Raw genomic sequence first — 16,941 nt, 5'->3', positions numbered from 1 at the left:
CGAGTGGTCTCCGCGGGCGCGATGTACGGCTGGAAGGCCCTCCTGATCATCCCGGTCGCCATGGCGATCGGCTGGACCATCAATGCCATCCGAACAAGGCGTAGCCGCCGCTGACCCCGCGCCCCCTCGAGCGGGCGGCGCTCCCACCGGACCGCGGAGCGCCGCCCGCTCACGTACCGTCGATCCATGGCAGCCTCACCGCCGACGCCGCCCGCGCCGCACGGCACCGCAACGCCCGACGGTGCTCGTCCCCACGGCGGCACGACTCCGGGTCACGGGCCGCGCGGCGGCACCCCGAGCCCCGGCCACGTCTTCGTGATCCCCGGCGACCTCGCCCACCTCGACGCCGACGCGATGGTCCTGCCCACGGACCGCGGGTTCACCGTGGAACGGCAGTGGTTCCCGGTTCTCGGCCTGGCCGACGGCAATGCCGGACCCGGCGCCGGTCCGGGCGTCGCCGCGGAGCGCGACGGCGCGGCGCACCTGCCTTCCGGCGACAGCGACGGCGATGGCGACGCGTCCGAGTCGCCCACCCCCGCCCTCGTCGCCGCCCTGCGCCCCGAGGGCTGGCCCGACGGCGCCGGCCGCGCCCGCACGACGGGCGCCGGGACGCCGGTCCTCCCCACGTGGTTCGTCGACTCCGTGCGTGACCCCACGCTCGACGGCAAGGACGCCGCCGACGCGCTCGCGGACCGCGTCGGGCACGCGCTCCGGGCCGTCGCGAGCTCGGACGTGCAACCGGGCCGGGGGCGCAGCCGGGTGCTCGTCGCGCTGCCGACCCTGGGCGTGGGCGGCGGGGACTTCGGGTCGCTGCGCGGGCTCGTGATCGACGCCCAGCTCGCGGCGTGCCGCGCGGCCGCCGAGGAGACGGGGATCGACGTCGTCGTCGTCGCCCGGAACGCGTCCGACTACGCCGCGTTCCAGGACCACCGGCGCTCCCGCCTCGGCGACACCGCCGGGCACGTCGACGACGAGCGCGCCCGTGCCCTCGGCAGGCGCGCCCGCGACGGCTCGCTCGCGCTGTTCATCGCCGCCGGCGTCGGGATGGGCGCCGGTCTGCCGGGCTGGCGGCAGCTCATCGACCTGCTCGCGGGCGACACCGACGACCCGGAGGGCACGCGCACCGCCCTCGCCCTGCTCGCGTCCCCGCTCGACCAGGCGGAGCTGCTGCGGATGCGGCTGCCCGACCTCGCGCAGCGCATCGCGGACCACGTCGGCTCGACGTCCCGGTACGCCGTCGCGCACGCGCTGCTCGCGTCGCTGCGCTGCCGCCGCGCCGTGACCACCAACTACGACCGCCTGTACGAGCTCGCCGTGGGCGACGTGGACGGAGCTCTGCCGATCAGCGTCCTGCCGACGCACCGGGTCGCCGCGCACGCGCCGTGGCTGCTCAAGATGCACGGCGACAGCGAGGACCCCGCGTCGATCGTGCTGAGCCGCAGCGACTTCGTGGGCTTCGACTCGTCGTTCCGGCCGATGGGTGCGCTGGTGCAGGCGCTCCTGCTGACCCAGCACGTGCTCGTCGTCGGCGCGTCGATGCAGGACGACAACTTCCTACGCCTCGCCTACGAGATCCGCGGCTTCCTCGGCGACCCGCGCGAGGACGGCGAGCCGCTGTTCGGGACCGTGCTCACGCTCAGCGAGGACCCCGCGCAGGGCGAGCTGTGGCGCGGCTGGTTCGACTACGTCGCCATGTCGCGCGACCCGCACGACGACCGGGCCCGCGAGCTCGCCGTCTTCCTCGACCACGTGGCGATGCACGCGTCCCGCCCCTCGTTCGCGCTCGACGTGCGCTACGAGCAGCTCCTCGACCCGCCCGAGCAGGACGCCGCCCGCGCCGCCCGGGCGCTGCTCCACCAGCTCGAGGACCTCGACCTCGCGGACCGGGACCGGTGGTCGACGATCGTCGAGGCGCTGCGCGACTCGGGCGCGGAGGGCTGAGCGCGGGCTCGACGGACCGCGGACGACGTACCGTCGCAGCGTGACCGGAGTCCGCGCCCTCGCCCTCGCCGTGATCCGCCGCCCGGGGACCGGGCAGCTGTTCGTCGACGAGGTCGTCGAGCCCGGCACCGGCCGGACGTTCCACCGCCCGGCCGGCGGCGGCATCGAGTTCGGCGAGCGCGCGGCCGAGACCCTCGTGCGCGAGCTCCAGGAGGAGTACCGGCTCGCGATCGTGGTCGGGCAGCAGCTCGGCGCGCTGGAGAACCACTTCACGTACGCCGGTCACGTCGGCCACGAGATCGCCCTGGTCCTGGAGGCCGAGCTGGCCGACCCGACGGAGTACGAGCGCGACCGCCGACCGTGCCTCGACCAGCCGCACATCACCGGGGTCTGGCGGTCTGCGACCGAGGACACGATCCCGCTCTACCCGGGCGGGCTCGCCGACCTGCTGTAGGTCCCGCCTTCGGACGCCGCCAGGGGAGAGCGGACGCACACCCCTCACCCCGCGAGCGCCTCCGACCCCGCGTCCTCCCGCAGCGCGAGCCGGAACCACACGCTCTTGCCGCCCGGCCGGTCGTCGACTCCCCACTCGTCCGCGAGCCGGTCGACGAGCTGCATCCCGCGGCCGCCGAGCGCCTCGGGGGGCGGGTCGAGCACGCGCGGCGGGTCCGGGTTGTCGTCGCCGACGCCGACCGTGACCTCGTCGGGCGACGCGCTGACCGTGAGCGTGAGCGTGTCCCGGACGGTGCCGTGCCGGACGGCGTTGGTGACCACCTCGGTGAGCAGCAGGTCGAGCACCTCGACGGTGGACCCGGGGATGTCGAGCTCGTCGAGGAGCAGGCGCACGCAGCTGCGCGCCCGGCGGGCGGCACCGGGCAGGGGTGCGAGGTGGAGCTTCATCGCGATCACTCGTCCTGGTTGCGGCGTCCCGATGGTGCGGGGCGACTGCTGCCACCGTGGCACCGCCCGGGCGCCCGGCGCCGGGGAGAAGGTCCCGCGGACCGGGTGAACCTCGCGCACCGCGCTGGTTAGGCTGGCCGCTCACTCCCCCGCGAAAGGGTCGCACCCGTGCCGGAGCTGGATCGCCTCGCTGTCGTGTCCGACGTCCACGGGAACGTGACCGCGTTCGAGGCGGTGCTGCGGGACATCGACGCGCGCGGCATCACGACGGTGCTGAACCTCGGGGACGTCGCCGGGAAGGGTCCTCGCGGCTCGCGGGCCGTGGCGCTGAGCCGCGAGCGCTGCGCGGTGACGGTCCGCGGCAACTGGGACGACTTCCTGCCGCGGCCCGACCCGCACCGGGACCCGGAGTTCGTGTGGTGGCACGAGGAGCTGACCGACGAGGACCGCGAGTGGCTCGTCACGCTGCCGCTCTCGCACGACCTCGAGCTGAGCGGGCGACGCGTGCGGCTGTTCCACGCGTCGGCGCAGAGCGTCTACACGCGCGTGCGGTTCCGGCACACCGAGGAGGAGTTCGCCGGGATGTTCGCGGCGACCGAGCTCACCGGGGACGGGCCCGAGCCGACGGTCGTCGGGTACGGCGACGTGCACGACGCGTACATCGAGACGTTCCGCGGCCGGACGCTGTTCAACACGGGCAGCGTCGGGAACCCGCTCGACGAGCCGACCGCGTCGTACGTGGTCCTCGAAGGGGTGCCGGGTGGCACGGCGCAGGACCCGTTCGGCATCCAGGTCGTGCGCGTGCCGTACGACGTCGAGGCCGAGATCGAGGTCGCGCGCAGCCTCGGGATGCCCGCGCTGGAGCCGTACGCGATCGAGCTCCGCACCGCGGTGTACCGCGGGCTGCACGAGTCGCTCGGGCTGACCCCGGCCCGCTCCTGACCGCTGCCCGCTCCTGAACCCGGCACGCTCCTGACCCCGGAGCGCCCGGAGGGCAGGATGGGCCGGTGCCGATCCTGCCGAAGGAACGAGACCCCCGCCTGATCACGGTGCGCCGGGGCGGGACCCTGACCGACGAGCACCACCACCTGCTCGCCGAGTGGGCCGCCCGGTGCGCCGAGCACGTGCTGCCGCTGTTCGAGCAGGAGAGCCCGGACGACCCGCGCCCGCGCGACGCGCTCGCGGTGGGCCGGGGCTGGGTCCGCGGCGAGGTGCCCATGCGGGAGGCGCACCGGACGTCGTTCCGGGCGAACGCCGCCGGGCGCGGGCTGCCGGACCCGGCGCGGTTCGCGGCGCTCGCGGCCGGGCAGGCGGTCGCGGTCGCGCACGTCGCCGCGCACGCGCTCGGCGCCGCGGCGTACGCGATCCGGGCCGCCGCCGCGGCCGCCCCGTCGGCCGGGTCCGAGGCCGCGCGCCTCCGGGAGCGGGACTGGCAGCGGGAGCAGGTCCCCGCGGCGCTGCGGGACCTCGTCCTCGACGACCAGCGGCTCCGCAGCGACATCTGCTGGCACGTGTTCGACGACTGACGGTCGAGCGCCGCGGGTCGGCCGGGCGCGGGCGAGCGGGTGGGTGGGTGCCAAGGGACGCGCCGCCCGGGGGCCCGCCCGGCGGTTCACGACGCCCCCCGGCCGCTCTCAGCCGACCCCGCCGAGCCCCGACGCACCCACGACCGTCCCAGGCACGACGATGTACCCCTCGACCCCGTCTCCGAGCACGCGCATCCGCGGGTCCCGCACGCCCCACAGCCACGCGAGGTACGCGCACAGCACCGCGTCGATCTCGTCCTCGACGCGTTCGAGCTCGCTCGCCCGGGCGGCCCGCGCGACGACCGCCCGCAGCTCGGCCCAGCGCGGCGACGCCGAGAGCCGCAGCGGCTCGTCGCACACGCGCTCGAGGTGGTCGAGCAGGGCCCCGAACGCGGGCCGGCGCGACGCGAGGTCCCGGCCGCGCCGAGCCTTGTACGGCAGCACGGTCGCGAGGCCGAACAGCAGGACCGTCGCCGGGTGCGGGTACACCTCGATCGCGACGGACGTGCCGGCCCCGGGGACGACGCCCGGGTCGGTGGCCCAGCCGAACCGCTCGGCGAGCGTCTGCGCGCGCGGCGGGTCGAACAGCGGGTTGCTGCGGTTCGCGGGGTACGCGCCCGCGTGGAACCGGCCGAACTCCGCGGTCACCAGAGCCTCGCACCGGCGCCGGCCGGTCGGGTTGCGCACGACGAGCGGGGCGTCGAGCGCCGCGACGACCTCGCCGGGCACGTGCTCGGCCACGAACGCGGCGATCTCGTCGTCGGAGCGGACCGCGCCGGACGCGACGAGCCGACCCTGCTCGTCGAGCGCCGCCAGCCCGGTCCGCGCCCGGGGCCCCCACGCGAGGTCGACCCCGAGGTACCGGGTCAGGCCGCACCCCGGGACGCCGGCGCCCGGGTGCCCGACGCGCGTGCCGTCAGCGCGAGGACGCCGCGGGCGACGCCGTGCTCGACACCCAGCGCGAGCAGCCACCCGAGCACGGCGACCCCGAGGCCCGACGTCGGCAGCCGGGCGCCGTCGCCCTCGACCCACCGGCTCGACACCAGCACGGGCGCCCAGAGCGCGAAGAACCCGAACACCGCGAGCCACACGACGACGGCCGCCCGGTGCGCCCACCGCGCGAGCGCACCCTCGACGAGCCCACCGGGGATCGCCGTGACGAGCGCACCGGCGCCGACGACGAGCCACGCCTCCCGCCGCCAGTGCACGACGCCGTCGAGCTCGAGCGGCGCGGTCAGCCAGACCAGCACCACCACCCCGGCGACCGCGAGGACCACGCGCGGGACCCGCACCAGCCGGCGCGGGTCACCGGACGTGTGCGCGTCACGCTCGCGCCGCCCGGCCGGGACCGCGTCGGCCACGGGTCCGCCCGCAGCCGCGCTGCGTGCGCGCTCACCGGTGTGGCCGTCGCCGCCCTCCGGATCGACGCGGGGGCGCCGGTGGGGTTCGGCCGGGTGCGGCACGTGGACCTCCTCGTCGGTGCGGCGACGCGCCGCACCCGCATCCTCGTCCCCGGCGGGCGCGACCCGCCAGGCGTGCGCTCCACGCCGCTCACCTCGCGCTGCACACCACCCCGACGCACTGCGGCTCGTTCCCGTTCCCCCGTGCGACGTTGCCGCCCCCGTCGGCCGCGTTCGGCGCGTAGATCCCCCACCCGGTGTTCCGCACCGCGGTGACGTTCGCGATCCGCGCGAAGGCCGTCGCGTAGACCGCGTCCCCGTTGCGCCGGAAGGTGTCGCCGTCGAGGTCGGCGATCGCACCTACCTCGTTCGGGTCCACCGCGCGCACGGCCGTGTCGTTCCCGACGAAGTCGTTGCGGCGCAGGGTCATGGTGTCGACGACGTCCACGGCGACGACGTTGCGACGGAACGTGTTCGACGTGAGGACGGTGTGCCCGAACAACCCGCCCGTGACCCCGACCTCGCTGTCCGTGACGGTGTTGTCGGTGAGGATGAGGTCACCGCCGTGCTCGGACGCGGTCGTGGTGTTCCGGGCGAAACGTGACGACGTCACGTCGACGGCGCCGTCGGTCGCGCTCAGCGCCACGTCGTTGTCGATGAAGGTCGAGCCCGTGATGGCGACCTGCGCCCCGCTGTGCACCGCGAACCCGTTCCGCGCGAACGTCGACCGGTCGACCCGCGCGCTCGTCCAGAGCGCGGAGCGGAGGCCGGTCGTGTTGTCCGTGAACCGGGAGCGTGTGATGTCGAGCTCGGCGGTGAAGCCCGTGACGCCGTCGTCGTTCTCGCGCACGAGGAGCTCGCTCAGCGTGGTCGCGACGACCGAGCCCTCGGGGAACTCGTTCCAGCCCTTGATCCCCGAGCCCCACCGCTCGACGGTGCCGTTGCGGACGACCTGGTTCGTGGCGTTGTCGAACAGGATGCCGGTGCCACCGTCCGCGCCCGGTCCACGGACGGTGTGACCGCCCAGGTCGAGCGTGATCGGACCGACCAGCCGCAGACCGTCGCCCGACGCGCAGACCAGGTCCTCGGTGAGGGTCGTGTCGGTCGTGAGGGTCGCGCCGCACGCGGGCTGCTGCGGCGTCGGGTCCGTCGTCGGGCTGGGCGTGGGCGTCGGGCTGAGCGAGAGCGTCAGCGCGAGCGCGAGCCCCGCCGTCGTGGTCAGGTGCATCGGGTCCCCCTCGTCGTGCTCGAGCGGTCACCGGTCCCGACGCATCACCGCGGCCCGGCGACCGGCCCGGCGCAGTGGGCCGAGCCGTTCCCGACAGTAGGGAACCCGCACCGGGATCCGGCTCGGCGTGCCCCGAGGTGCAGCCACCTCGGCCCGAAGGTGCCGCGGCGCTCCGGGGCGGCGCGGGCGCCGACCTGCCGCGGCGCCCGCAGACGTCCCCAGTGGCGACGCGTCCGACCCGCGCCTAGCGTCGCCAGGGCGGTCCAGACGCGCGGCCGCACCGCCTCGAACAGAGGACACCCGCATGTACCTGCACGTTCAGCGCCTGATCAACGAGATCATCCCGGACGAGCCGGACCCCGCTGCCGCGAACGCGCTCCAGGAGGGGCTCGGCGGCCAGTTCGGCGAGATGCGCACGATGATGCAGTACCTGTTCCAGAGCATCAACTTCCGTGGGCCCGCCGGGAAGCCCTACAAGGACCTGCTCCAGGGCATCGGCACGGAGGAGATCAGCCACGTCGAGCTCATCGGGACGACGATCTCGCGGCTCCTCGACGGCTCGCCGCGGTACCAGGGCAAGAAGACGGACCCGCTCGACCAGCCGGGTGCCGGCGGCAAGACGCCGCTCGAGATCGCGACGCACCAGAGCAACATCCACCACTACCTCGTGGCTGCCCAGGGCGCGCTGCCGGTGGACGCCGCGGGCAACCCGTGGAGCGGCAGCTACGTGTACAACTCGGGCAACCTCGTGCTCGACCTGCTCTACAACCTCATGCTCGAGTCGACCGGCCGCCTGCAGAAGTGCCGGATCTACGAGATGACGGACAACAAGACGGCGCGCTCGACGATCTCCTACCTGATCGTCCGCGACCAGGCGCACGAGAACGCGTACGCGAAGGCCCTCGAGACCCTCGGCGTCGACTGGAAGAAGACGCTGCCGATCCCGAAGACCAACGCCGAGCAGTTCCCCGAGGTCAAGAAGCTCCTCGACCTCGGGTTGCAGAGCAAGCAGTACTCGTTCGACCTGACGAGCCAGTCGGAGGCCGGGAAGATCTTCCGCGGCATGTCGCCCTCGAACGACGGCACCGAGCTCGACGCGACCGAGCAGGCCCCCGCCGGTGTGCCGATGACGATCGCCGAGGAGCGGTTCGAGGAGTTCGCGCCGGGCGCCGACCCGGAGCTGCTCGCGCTCATCCAGGCGACCGCGGACATCGAGATGGCCGAGGTCCAGCCGGTCTACGGGCCCATCCCGCCGGCGAGCTGACCGCCCGCTGACCGCCCGGTCCGAGCGGCCCGTCGCCCCGTGCGCCGGGCCGCTCGGCGCGCGTGCCGGGTCCTCAGATCCAGACCCACTCGTACCAGCAGTCGCCGTAGGTCACGCGGCCGACCGTGACGCGGGAGCCCTCGGTGAACGCCGGCGTCCCGGAGACCACGCGGGGGCCGCTGTTGCGCACGCAGACGAGGTCACGGGCGATGGCGACCTCGCCGAGGTCGACGCTGTGCGGGTTGTCCCGCAGGACCAGCGACCCGCCGATCGTGACGCCGCACCGCTCCCGCCCCTCGAGCCCGATGCGGGCGTAGTCCGCCAGCGCCGTCACGGTGAGGTCGCCGGTGACGGTGGTGCGGCACACGATGGCGTCCCGCGAGCCGACGGCGGTCACGTCGGCGAAGGTCGAGCCGTGCGTGAGCAGCCGTCCGCCCCGGGCCGTCACGGGACCGACGAACGTGCTGCCCTGCAAGCGGTGCATCTCGCTCGCGGTGACGTCGTAGGTCCCGGTGAGTCGCGCCCCCCACGCGAAGGTGACCTCGCGGGCCAGCCCCCCGACGTCGCGCACGGTGCCGCCCTCGACCCGCAGCGACGCGGTGCCGGCCCCGTCGAGCTCGACCGCGCCGCCGACGATGGACAACTCGAGCGCCGCTCGCCCGCTCACACGCACGTCGCCGTCGACGACGACCTCGCTCAGCACGACGCCCAACCCGTCCGGGACGACGACGTCCCCGGTGACCGACGAGCGCAGCATGTAACAGCTCCCGTCGACGATCAGGTCGCCGACGACCTCGACGTTCGCCACGATGCCCTCGCGCTGGTTCCACAGGTCGGTGCACAGCGTCGTCGGCTGTTCTGCCGCCGCTGTCGCACCCGGGACGGCGAGCGTGCCGACCCCCAGGATCCCGAGCACCGCCGCGCTGATCGCGCGGACCCCCCACTGCACCCCACTGTTCACGGTTCCCCCTTGAGCCGAGTCGAGCGCTCAGCGTCACCACCGCGTCCCGGATCCGGTAGACCAGCGCCGGGAATGCCCCGGTAATTTCATCCGGTCGCGATCGCCGGGCCGCGAGGCGCCGGCGGTTCGCTGGCGGTTTGCGGCGGTTCGCGGCGGCGGGAATGCTCCCGGGCGCACGTCCGTTGTCGCAGACATGCCCCTCACTGGTGAGTACGCCCCGAGCCCGTCCGACTGGGCCCGCAAGCAGGCCGAGGAGTTCGAGGCCTCCGGCGGGACGAAGGCCAACACGCTGCGCGGCAAGCCGATCATCCTGCTGACCTCGGTCGGCGCGACGTCCGGCAAGCTGCGCAAGACCCCGCTCATGCGGGTCGAGCACGAGGGCGAGTACGCCGTCGTCGCGTCGAAGGGCGGTGCCCCCGAGCACCCCGTCTGGTACTACAACCTCGTCAAGCACCCGCACGTCGAGCTGCAGGACGGCCCGGTCCGGCGCGACTACCTCGCGCACGTGGCGACGGGCGACGAGCGGGTGGCGTGGTGGGAGCGGGCCGTCGCCGCATGGCCCGACTACGCCGAGTACCAGACGAAGACCGACCGCGAGATCCCGGTGTTCGTCCTGACGCCGATCGAGGACTGACCACGGCCTCCCGACCGACCGCGACGCCCCGCACCCTCCGGTGCGGGGCGTTCGTCGCTCCAGGGCCGGGTCCGGCGGCCCGCACCCTCTCCGGGTGCGAGCCGCGGGCCGCCGTCGGACGATGGCTCGCATGACTGACGACCCCCGTGACCTCCCGGACCCCGCCCACCGCGTCCCCGACGGCGCGAGCGACGCGCTCGTCGAGGCCGTCGGCGGCGTGACCGCCGCGCTCGAGGTGACCGAGCACGCGCGCGGCATGCTCTACGCGTTCCACCGGCTCACCGGCCGCGCGGACATCGAGCTCGCCGAGGCGCTCGACAAGCTCGCCGCCGCCGGGGAGCCCGGGCTCGCCGACGAGATCCGCGCGGACCTCGTCGGGCGCAACGTGCTGCAGGGCCGCTGGACGTTCCAGATCGTCGAGGACTACGACGAGGGGTACTGGTCGACGTTCCGGCACTGGGAGCGCGAGGTCCGCGACCGCCTCATGGACGGCCGCCGCCACGTGTACGAGGCGCAGATGAAGGAGTCGAACCGCACGCACGGCCGCGAGGGGCACGAGGCCCGGCCGGTCGAGACGACGACGGGCTGACGGCACGCGACCGGGCGGGCACGCGGCGGGCCGGGTCACGGGCTGACGGGGGCGCGACCCGGGCGCACGCGGCGGGCCGGGTCCGACCGACGTCAGGGCGCGTCGTCGTCCCCTCGCTCGCGCGGGACGACGCGGAACACAGGGTGCTGCGCGGCGACCGCCGCGAACGCCTCGACGGGTGCGTGCCGGTCGACGGCGACGTGCGGCCGGGCGCCGGGGGCGACCTCGAGGAAGCGCCGGAGGATCGGCGGCCGCTCGTCGACCGGCACGTCGACGAGCCGCACGGGCTGCGGACCGTGCCGCAGCAGGACGGCCCGGCCGTCGTCCGCGTGCACGTTGCGCACCCACTGCGCGTCCTGGCCGAGCATCGACACCAGATAGGCGGCGCCGTCGTGCCGCACGAGCACGAGCGGGAACGTGACGGGCCGGCCGGAGCGTCGTCCCCGGACCTGCAGCGTGACGCCGCGTCCGCCGCCCGTCAGGACGCCCCGCTCGAACATCCAGGCGCTGAGCCGGTTCATCGCCCGGGCGAGCCGGTCGGGGCGGCCCCCGCGGTACATCCACCGCTTGGCACGGGTCCAAGGTGCGGCGCCGCCACGCGGCTCCTCGGCGGTCACGGGGCCGGGCGCGGCCATCAGGACCACCCCGGGTGGTGGGACCAGACGGCCTCCATGGCCTGCACCAGCGTGGTCGCGGTCGTCACGAGCGTGCCGAGCACGAGGACTCCGGCCCCCACGGCCGCGGCCCGGCCTCGGGGGCGCCCGGGGGCGAGGACCCGCGGCAGGAGCGCGGCGATCGGTGCGACGATGACGACCAGGTGGCCGACGACGGCGTGGGACGGCAGGTCAGCGAGCACGGTGGACTCCTTTGGTACTTGGGATACCATGTCCCAAACAAGGAAGGTAGACCCATGAGCGACGGCCGTCAACGGTCCTCCGGCGCCCCGCTGCGCCCGCGCCAGCGGCTCACCGACACCGAGACCGAGCGCCGCATGCTCGACGCGGCGCTCGCGACCCTCGCCGAGCACGGCATGAGCGTCGGGCTCGACGACGTGCGCCTCGAGGACGTCATCCGCGCCGCGGGCGTCTCCCGGACGTCGGCCTACCGCCGCTGGCCGACGCGGGACGCGTTCGTGCAGGACCTGCTCGTCGAGGTCGCCCGGCGCACGACCGTACTCAGCGTCGCGGCGGAGGCCGCGGCGGACGTCGACGCGCTCGCGGACTCCCTCGGGGACGGGCCGGCCGACGCCGCGAGCGCGCACGACGCGCTCGTCGAGCTGCTGCGCCTCTCGTTCACCGTCGACCTCGCCGCCGCGTCCCGGTCGGCCCAGTTCCGCACGTACCTCGGGCTGCAGGCGACGTTCGTGGGCCTGCGCTCGGAGGAGCTGCGCACGCGCATCGCGCAGGTGCTCACCGAGAGCGAGGACCGCGTCGCCGCCCGCGGGTCCGCGCTCGTGGCCGCCGCGGCCGACGCGTTCGGCCTGCGCCCGGTGCCGCCGCTCGCGGGCCCCGCCGGGTTCGGCGTCGTCTCCCGCGCCCTGTCCGCGACGACCACGGGCTTCCTCGTCGCGGCCCTCGCCACCCCCACCCTGCTGACCGACACGACCGTGATGGCGGCGCACGGCTCGGCGCGGCTCGCTGAGTGGTCCACGCCCGTGTTCGTGCTCACCGGCCTCGTCCTGTCGTCCGTCGAGCCCGACCCCGACGCAGGGCCGGCCCCGGACCTGGCGGACCGGCTGCGGGCGCTCGTCGTGGCGGCGGCGGCGAGCTAGGAGCCGTCCGCCCACGTCCGCCGCGGCGGCAGAGGTGCTGGTCGTGCGTGCGGACGTCGGGACGCCGTCCCTCGCGTGGCTCCCGGAGCCGGGCTCCGTCCCCTAGCCTCCCCGCATGAGGAAGCCCCGCCTGCGGATCGAACGGCGCACTCCCGGCGACCGGGACGCCGTCCGGACGATCCTGGCGGACCTGCCCGAGTGGTTCGGCCGCCCCGAGGCGACCGAGAGCTACGTCGCCGCCGCCGCCACGCTCCCGAACCACGTCGCCGTCTCCCCTGCCGGCGAGCAGGTCGGCGTCGTCCTGATCGAGGAGCGCTTCCCCGAGACGGCCGAGATCCACCTCATGGCCGTGAAGCGCGCCTGGCACCGCCGTGGGGTCGGCAGCGCGCTCCTGGCCGAGGTCGAGGGCGATCTCGTCGCCCGTGGCACGCGCATGCTGACCGTGAAGACGCTCGGGGAAGCGCACCCCGACGAGGGCTACCGCCGGACCCGCCTGTTCTACGAGGCGCAGGGGTTCTTCCGCCTCGAGGAGTTCACCGACCTGTGGCCGGGCACTCCCTGCCTCTTCATGGCCAAGCTGCTGCTCTGAGCGCGGCGCGACGGCGACCGATCGGCACGCGGTCGGCATGGCTCGGGTGCCCGCCCGTGAGGTCAGCGTGCAGACTGACGACGTCCCGTTCGACCGGAGGACCGAGCCGTGCCCGACCGACCCGAGATCGTCTGCCTCTGCGGCTCGACCCGGTTCGTCGCCGAGATGCGTGCGGCGAACCTCGCCCTGAGCCTCGCCGGCGTCATCGTCGTCGCGCCGGGCGAGGCGGCCGAGCCGGTCACCGACCAGCAGAAGGCCGCGCTGGACGCCCTCCATCTGCGCAAGATCGACCTTGCCGACCGGATCCTCGTCGTCAACCCCGGCGGCTACGTCGGCGAGTCCACGAGCAGGGAGATCGCCTACGCCCGCGCGACCGGCACGCCGATCTCGTTCACCGGTCCCGCGCCGCTCCCTCTCTCGCCCTGAAGGTCACCGGACGTCCGCCGGCGTGGCCGCGACGGTCCGGCGACGCCGCGCGTGCACCGCGTACAGCCCCAGGAGCACGAGGCACAGCACCGCGGTCGACGCGAGCTGCACCCGGGCGCCGGAGTCGGAGAGCATGAGCGCGACGAACCCGGCCAGCAGCCCGAGGGTCGCCCACGACAGGTACGGGAACGCCCACATCCGCACCCCGAGCCGGCCCTCGGCCTCGAGGCGGCGGCGCAGGCGCAGCTGCGAGACCGCGATGAACACCCACAGCACGACGAGCGACGACCCGACCGCGCCGAGCAGCAGGCCCAGCAGCCCCGCGGGCAGCGCCCGGTTGAGGACGATCGACACCAGCGCGCACGCCACCGACAGCACGACCGCGGTCCACGGCACGCCCTGGCGCGAGACCCGCAGCAGCACGCCCGGACCGTCGCCGCGCTGCGCGAGCGAGAACGCCATGCGGGACGTGCCGTAGACGTTGGCGTTGAACGCCGAGAGCAGCGCGACCACGACGACGCCCTCCATGATTCGCCCGAGCCCGGGGACCCCGACGAGGTCGAGCACCGCGACGAACGGCCCGCCGAGCCCGTCGCCGGACTCGCCCTCCCCGGCGACCAGCGCGGCCGAGTCCCACGGGAGCAGGAGCACCATGACCGCGACCGAGCCGACGTAGAACAGCAGGATCCGCCACACGATGCTGCGCGCGGCGGTCGCGATCGAGCGCTGCGGGTCGTCGGACTCGGCGGCGGCGATCGTGATGATCTCGATGCCGCCGAACGCGAAGAGCACGACGAGCAGCCCCGACGCGACCCCCGCGAGCCCGTGCGGCGCGAACCCGCCGTTGCCGAGCAGGTTGCTCGTGCCGACGGGGTCGGTGCCGGGGAGCAGCCCGAGCGCGAGCAGCGCGCCGACGACGAGGAAGACGACGATCACGCCGACCTTGAGCGAGGCGAACCAGAACTCGAACTCCCCGAAGCTGCGGACGCCGACGAGGTTGACGACCGCGAACCCCGCGACGAGCACGAGCGCGACGAGCCACTGCGGCAGCCCCGGCGCCCAGCCGTGGATGATCCCGGACGCCGCGGTGATCTCGACGCCCAGCACCATGATCAGCGTCGCCCAGTAGAGCCACCCCATGACGAACCCCGCCCACCGTCCGATCCCGACCTCGGCGTACGTCGAGAACGAGCCGCTCGACGGGATCGCGGCCGCCATCTCGGCCAGCATCCGCATCACGAGGACGACGAGCAGGCCGGCGACGGCGTACGACACCAGGATCGCGGGCCCGGCGATGGCGATCCCCGCACCCGTCCCGACGAACAGGCCCGCGCCGATCGCGGAGCCGAGCCCCATCATCGTCAGGTGCCGGACCCGCAGGCCCGTCCCGAGGCGCTCCGGCGCGGCGGCGGTGGCGCTCGGGGGCGCGGTGTCGGTCACCGCACGAGGCTAACGACGGCGCACGGCACCCGCCCGGGACGGGCGTCCCTGCCGGTCCGCGGTCCCGCTACGTTGACGGGATGACCTCCATCGTCGAGAAGGCCCGTGAGCTCCAGCGTCTGCACGCCGACCCGGAGCTCCTGCTCCTCGTGAACGTCTGGGACGTCATCACGGCGCGCGTCGTCGCCGACGTCCCCGGCACCCGGGCGCTCGCGACCGCCAGCCACTCGATCGCCGCGGCGTACGGGTACGAGGACGGCGAGCGGATCCCCCGCGACCTGATGATCGAGGCGGTCGGCCGCATCGCGGCCGCGGTCGACCTGCCCGTCACCGCCGACCTCGAGGCCGGCTACGGCGACCCGGGCGGCACGGTGGCGCGGGCGATCGACGTCGGCGTCGTCGGCGCGAACCTCGAGGACCAGATGAAGCCGCTGCACGACGCCGTGCGTGCGGTCGAGGCCGCCGTCGCCGCGGGCGAGAAGGCCGGCGTCCCGTTCGTGCTGAACGCGCGCACCGACGCGTTCCTGCGCGCAGGGGACCAGGACCGCGAGGACGTGCTGCTCACGGCGGTCGAGCGCGGGCGGGCCTTCCTCGACGCGGGCGCGTCGACCGTCTTCGTGCCCGGGCTGCTCGACGAGCCGACGGTGACCCGGCTCGTCGAGGCGCTCGGCGAGCGGAAGGTCAACGTCATCGCCGTCCCCGGGTCGCTCCCGCTGGACGTGCTGCAGCGGCTCGGCGTCGCGCGCGTCTCGTATGGACCGTGGAGCCAGAACGTCGCGCTGACCGCGCTCGCGGACCTCACGACCGCGGTGCACGGCGGCGGCGCGCTTCCGGCGGGGACGCGCAAGCTGAACTGACGGCTCGCCGCGCTACGACGGCCCGCGTCAGAGCACCTTGCGGAGGTACGCCGCCGACTCCTCGTACCCGAGCCCGGCATAGAACGCACCGGCCCGCCGGGTCGCCAGCGCCACGACGGCAGCGCCGAGGCGGACCGCCCAGTCCTCGACGTCCGCCATGAGCGCCGACCCGGTCCCGCGCCTCCGGCAGGTGGCGTCGACGCACAGCTCCTCGACCCACACCGTCGGACCGTTGGCGTGCAGGGTCGTGTGCGTCGCGGCGAGGCAGTAGCCGACGACGCGCTCGCCCTCCTCCGCCACGGTGAGCCGCCCGTGCGCACCGCCGCCCGCGGTCGAGGCGAGCAGCTCCGCGAACCCGGCGGCGACCCGGTCCGCGTCGGGCACGAACGAGGTGGCGAGCTCGCGGACGAGCGCGGTGACGGCCGCGAGGTCGCGGGGCTCGGCGGCGCGGACGACGAGAGCGGGACCGGGGCCGGACGGCGCCGCGTCGCTCACGAGAGCCCCACCGGCGTCGTCGGGCCCAGCGCGACCCCGGCGACCCCGGCGAGCTCGGGGCGGCGGGCGATCGCGTCCACCCGGCGCAGCGCCGTCGGTATCCGGTGGGGCCCCGCCATCGCGGAGACCAGCGCGGCGGCTCGCTCCGCCGGCATGCCCGCCGCGGTCACGTACAGCGGCCGGACCGCCGACCCGCGTCGCACCTCGATCGCGTGCGACGCGGCGCGGAACCGGGTCTTCGCGACCCCGATCACCGGCACGCCCACCTCGGCGTGCACGTGGGCCCCCAGCCCCGGGCGCCCCTCGGGGTCGAGGTCGACGTACCCGTCGACGACGAGCAGGTCGAGAGCGTCGACACACGCGAGCACCGCTCGGAGCGCCGGCAGCTCGCGCTCGAAGAACGCTCCCGGCTCGTACGGCGCGACCTGCACGAGGAGCGCCACGTGCTCGGCGAGGACGGTCGAGAGCGCCACGTCCTCGGCCACGACCAGCGCAGCGACCGCACCGCCGGCGTCGGGGTAGTGCACGTCGCACACGCCGTACCGCCCGGGGCGCGCACCAGGGTGGAGCGTCACGACGGCCTCCCACCGGCTCGGTCACGCCGAGGGTACGGGAGGCGTCAGCCGGTGCGCGTCGGGCGCCGGACGAGCTCGCCGCCGCAGTTGGGGCAGACGCCGCCCAGCCGCTGCTCCGTGCACCCGCGGCAGAACGTGCACTCGAAGCTGCAGACCATCGCGTCGCGCGACGCCGCCGGCAGGTCCACCCCGCAGCGCTCGCACGCCGGTCGCATTTCCATGGCCGCGTCCCGCCTCCCACCCGTCGCGGCGCCCGGTGCACCGCGGCGCCCAGCCTGGTCGCCGGGTGAGGCCCTCACCAGCAGCAGGACCGCCACGGACCGTCGACCCTCCGCCCCGACACAC

22 protein-coding genes are annotated in these 16,941 nt (G+C 75.0%); 11 read left to right on the top strand and 11 right to left on the bottom strand.

The features are described from left to right. The first annotated feature begins 186 nt into the window (after window positions 1-186). Entirely contained in the window at window positions 187-1,941 is a 1,755-nt protein-coding gene (locus tag CCE01nite_RS07690; RefSeq protein ID WP_141372146.1) for an SIR2 family protein, read from the top strand. 40 nt (window positions 1,942-1,981) lie between these two features. Continuing rightward, the gene (locus CCE01nite_RS07685) at window positions 1,982-2,395 is read left to right on the top strand and encodes an NUDIX domain-containing protein (protein ID WP_034630196.1); all 414 of its coding nucleotides are present in this window, start codon (window positions 1,982-1,984) and stop codon (window positions 2,393-2,395) included. A 44-nt stretch (window positions 2,396-2,439) separates the two neighbouring features. Here CCE01nite_RS07685 and CCE01nite_RS07680 read toward each other — a convergent pair whose 3' ends face one another. Continuing rightward, entirely contained in the window at window positions 2,440-2,841 is a 402-nt protein-coding gene (locus tag CCE01nite_RS07680) for an ATP-binding protein (RefSeq protein ID WP_034630252.1), read from the bottom strand. Between the two features lie 168 nt (window positions 2,842-3,009). Between CCE01nite_RS07680 and CCE01nite_RS07675 the strand changes: the two genes are divergently transcribed. Further along, window positions 3,010-3,783, top strand: a complete 774-nt coding sequence (locus tag CCE01nite_RS07675) for a metallophosphoesterase family protein (protein ID WP_307722726.1) — start codon at window positions 3,010-3,012, stop codon at window positions 3,781-3,783. Between the two features lie 65 nt (window positions 3,784-3,848). Continuing rightward, window positions 3,849-4,367: a putative immunity protein gene (locus CCE01nite_RS07670; protein ID WP_141372145.1), complete on the top strand. Its 519-nt coding sequence runs from the start codon at window positions 3,849-3,851 to the stop codon at window positions 4,365-4,367. A gap of 108 nt (window positions 4,368-4,475) precedes the next feature. Here CCE01nite_RS07670 and CCE01nite_RS07665 read toward each other — a convergent pair whose 3' ends face one another. From CCE01nite_RS07665 to CCE01nite_RS07660, 3 genes are all read right to left on the bottom strand, one after another. Continuing rightward, window positions 4,476-5,339, bottom strand: a complete 864-nt coding sequence (locus CCE01nite_RS07665) for a DUF429 domain-containing protein (RefSeq protein ID WP_052104289.1) — start codon at window positions 5,337-5,339, stop codon at window positions 4,476-4,478. Continuing rightward, window positions 5,234-5,728 carry a hypothetical protein gene (locus tag CCE01nite_RS21280; RefSeq protein WP_170223950.1) on the bottom strand — a complete coding sequence of 165 codons (495 nt, stop codon included), beginning with the start codon at window positions 5,726-5,728 and terminating at the stop codon, window positions 5,234-5,236. Before CCE01nite_RS21280 ends, CCE01nite_RS07665 begins: the two co-directional genes overlap by 106 nt. A gap of 190 nt (window positions 5,729-5,918) precedes the next feature. After that, a complete protein-coding gene (locus CCE01nite_RS07660; RefSeq protein WP_034632412.1) occupies window positions 5,919-6,995 on the bottom strand; it encodes a NosD domain-containing protein in 1,077 nt (358 codons plus the stop codon). A 304-nt stretch (window positions 6,996-7,299) separates the two neighbouring features. Between CCE01nite_RS07660 and CCE01nite_RS07655 the strand changes: the two genes are divergently transcribed. Then, on the top strand, window positions 7,300-8,259 hold the full coding sequence (locus tag CCE01nite_RS07655; protein WP_034632413.1) for a manganese catalase family protein: 960 nt from the start codon (window positions 7,300-7,302) through the stop codon (window positions 8,257-8,259). Window positions 8,260-8,332: 73 nt separating this feature from the next. Here CCE01nite_RS07655 and CCE01nite_RS07650 read toward each other — a convergent pair whose 3' ends face one another. Beyond that, window positions 8,333-9,220: a hypothetical protein gene (locus CCE01nite_RS07650; RefSeq protein WP_141372144.1), complete on the bottom strand. Its 888-nt coding sequence runs from the start codon at window positions 9,218-9,220 to the stop codon at window positions 8,333-8,335. 193 nt (window positions 9,221-9,413) lie between these two features. On the opposite strand from CCE01nite_RS07650, the gene CCE01nite_RS07645 reads away from it, so the two are divergent. After that, complete coding sequence (locus tag CCE01nite_RS07645; protein ID WP_034632416.1) at window positions 9,414-9,854, top strand: nitroreductase family deazaflavin-dependent oxidoreductase; 441 nt, start codon at window positions 9,414-9,416, stop codon at window positions 9,852-9,854. Window positions 9,855-9,984: 130 nt separating this feature from the next. After that, window positions 9,985-10,443: a hypothetical protein gene (locus CCE01nite_RS07640; protein ID WP_034632417.1), complete on the top strand. Its 459-nt coding sequence runs from the start codon at window positions 9,985-9,987 to the stop codon at window positions 10,441-10,443. Between the two features lie 92 nt (window positions 10,444-10,535). Here the strand turns inward: CCE01nite_RS07640 and CCE01nite_RS07635 are convergent, their stop codons facing one another. Further along, window positions 10,536-11,078 carry a nitroreductase family deazaflavin-dependent oxidoreductase gene (locus tag CCE01nite_RS07635; RefSeq protein ID WP_211254582.1) on the bottom strand — a complete coding sequence of 181 codons (543 nt, stop codon included), beginning with the start codon at window positions 11,076-11,078 and terminating at the stop codon, window positions 10,536-10,538. Next, on the bottom strand, window positions 11,078-11,299 hold the full coding sequence (locus CCE01nite_RS07630; protein WP_052104290.1) for a hypothetical protein: 222 nt from the start codon (window positions 11,297-11,299) through the stop codon (window positions 11,078-11,080). Before CCE01nite_RS07630 ends, CCE01nite_RS07635 begins: the two co-directional genes overlap by 1 nt. Window positions 11,300-11,353: 54 nt before the next feature. Here CCE01nite_RS07630 and CCE01nite_RS07625 point away from each other — a divergent pair, with 54 nt between their 5' ends. The 3 genes from CCE01nite_RS07625 to CCE01nite_RS07615 all read left to right on the top strand — a co-directional run bounded on the left by CCE01nite_RS07625 (window position 11,354) and on the right by CCE01nite_RS07615 (window position 13,229). Then, window positions 11,354-12,214, top strand: a complete 861-nt coding sequence (locus CCE01nite_RS07625) for a TetR/AcrR family transcriptional regulator (protein WP_052104291.1) — start codon at window positions 11,354-11,356, stop codon at window positions 12,212-12,214. A gap of 115 nt (window positions 12,215-12,329) precedes the next feature. Beyond that, entirely contained in the window at window positions 12,330-12,803 is a 474-nt protein-coding gene (locus tag CCE01nite_RS07620; protein WP_034632422.1) for a GNAT family N-acetyltransferase, read from the top strand. Window positions 12,804-12,911: 108 nt separating this feature from the next. Then, on the top strand, window positions 12,912-13,229 hold the full coding sequence (locus CCE01nite_RS07615) for a hypothetical protein (RefSeq protein WP_034632425.1): 318 nt from the start codon (window positions 12,912-12,914) through the stop codon (window positions 13,227-13,229). 3 nt (window positions 13,230-13,232) lie between these two features. Here the strand turns inward: CCE01nite_RS07615 and CCE01nite_RS07610 are convergent, their stop codons facing one another. Next, window positions 13,233-14,669, bottom strand: a complete 1,437-nt coding sequence (locus CCE01nite_RS07610) for an amino acid permease (protein ID WP_052104292.1) — start codon at window positions 14,667-14,669, stop codon at window positions 13,233-13,235. A gap of 80 nt (window positions 14,670-14,749) precedes the next feature. On the opposite strand from CCE01nite_RS07610, the gene CCE01nite_RS07605 reads away from it, so the two are divergent. Beyond that, window positions 14,750-15,526, top strand: a complete 777-nt coding sequence (locus CCE01nite_RS07605) for an isocitrate lyase/PEP mutase family protein (RefSeq protein ID WP_034632428.1) — start codon at window positions 14,750-14,752, stop codon at window positions 15,524-15,526. A gap of 27 nt (window positions 15,527-15,553) precedes the next feature. On the opposite strand, the gene CCE01nite_RS07600 is transcribed toward CCE01nite_RS07605, so the two are convergent. From CCE01nite_RS07600 to CCE01nite_RS07590, 3 genes are read right to left on the bottom strand one after another with little or no spacing between them, the layout of a single operon-like run. Continuing rightward, entirely contained in the window at window positions 15,554-16,021 is a 468-nt protein-coding gene (locus CCE01nite_RS07600; RefSeq protein ID WP_052104293.1) for a GNAT family N-acetyltransferase, read from the bottom strand. Then, window positions 16,018-16,596 carry an endonuclease V gene (locus CCE01nite_RS07595; protein WP_211254583.1) on the bottom strand — a complete coding sequence of 193 codons (579 nt, stop codon included), beginning with the start codon at window positions 16,594-16,596 and terminating at the stop codon, window positions 16,018-16,020. The genes CCE01nite_RS07600 and CCE01nite_RS07595 overlap by 4 nt, the downstream gene beginning before the upstream one ends. A gap of 44 nt (window positions 16,597-16,640) precedes the next feature. Beyond that, complete coding sequence (locus tag CCE01nite_RS07590; protein WP_084142826.1) at window positions 16,641-16,817, bottom strand: DUF1272 domain-containing protein; 177 nt, start codon at window positions 16,815-16,817, stop codon at window positions 16,641-16,643. Between the last annotated feature and the right edge of the window lie 124 nt (window positions 16,818-16,941).

This window comes from Cellulomonas cellasea (assembly GCF_006538745.1).
In the GTDB taxonomy this organism is placed as follows: Bacteria; Actinomycetota; Actinomycetes; order Actinomycetales; family Cellulomonadaceae; genus Cellulomonas_A; species Cellulomonas_A cellasea.
Note: the sequence above shows the minus strand (reverse complement) of the source record. Positions and strands in the feature narration are given on the sequence as shown.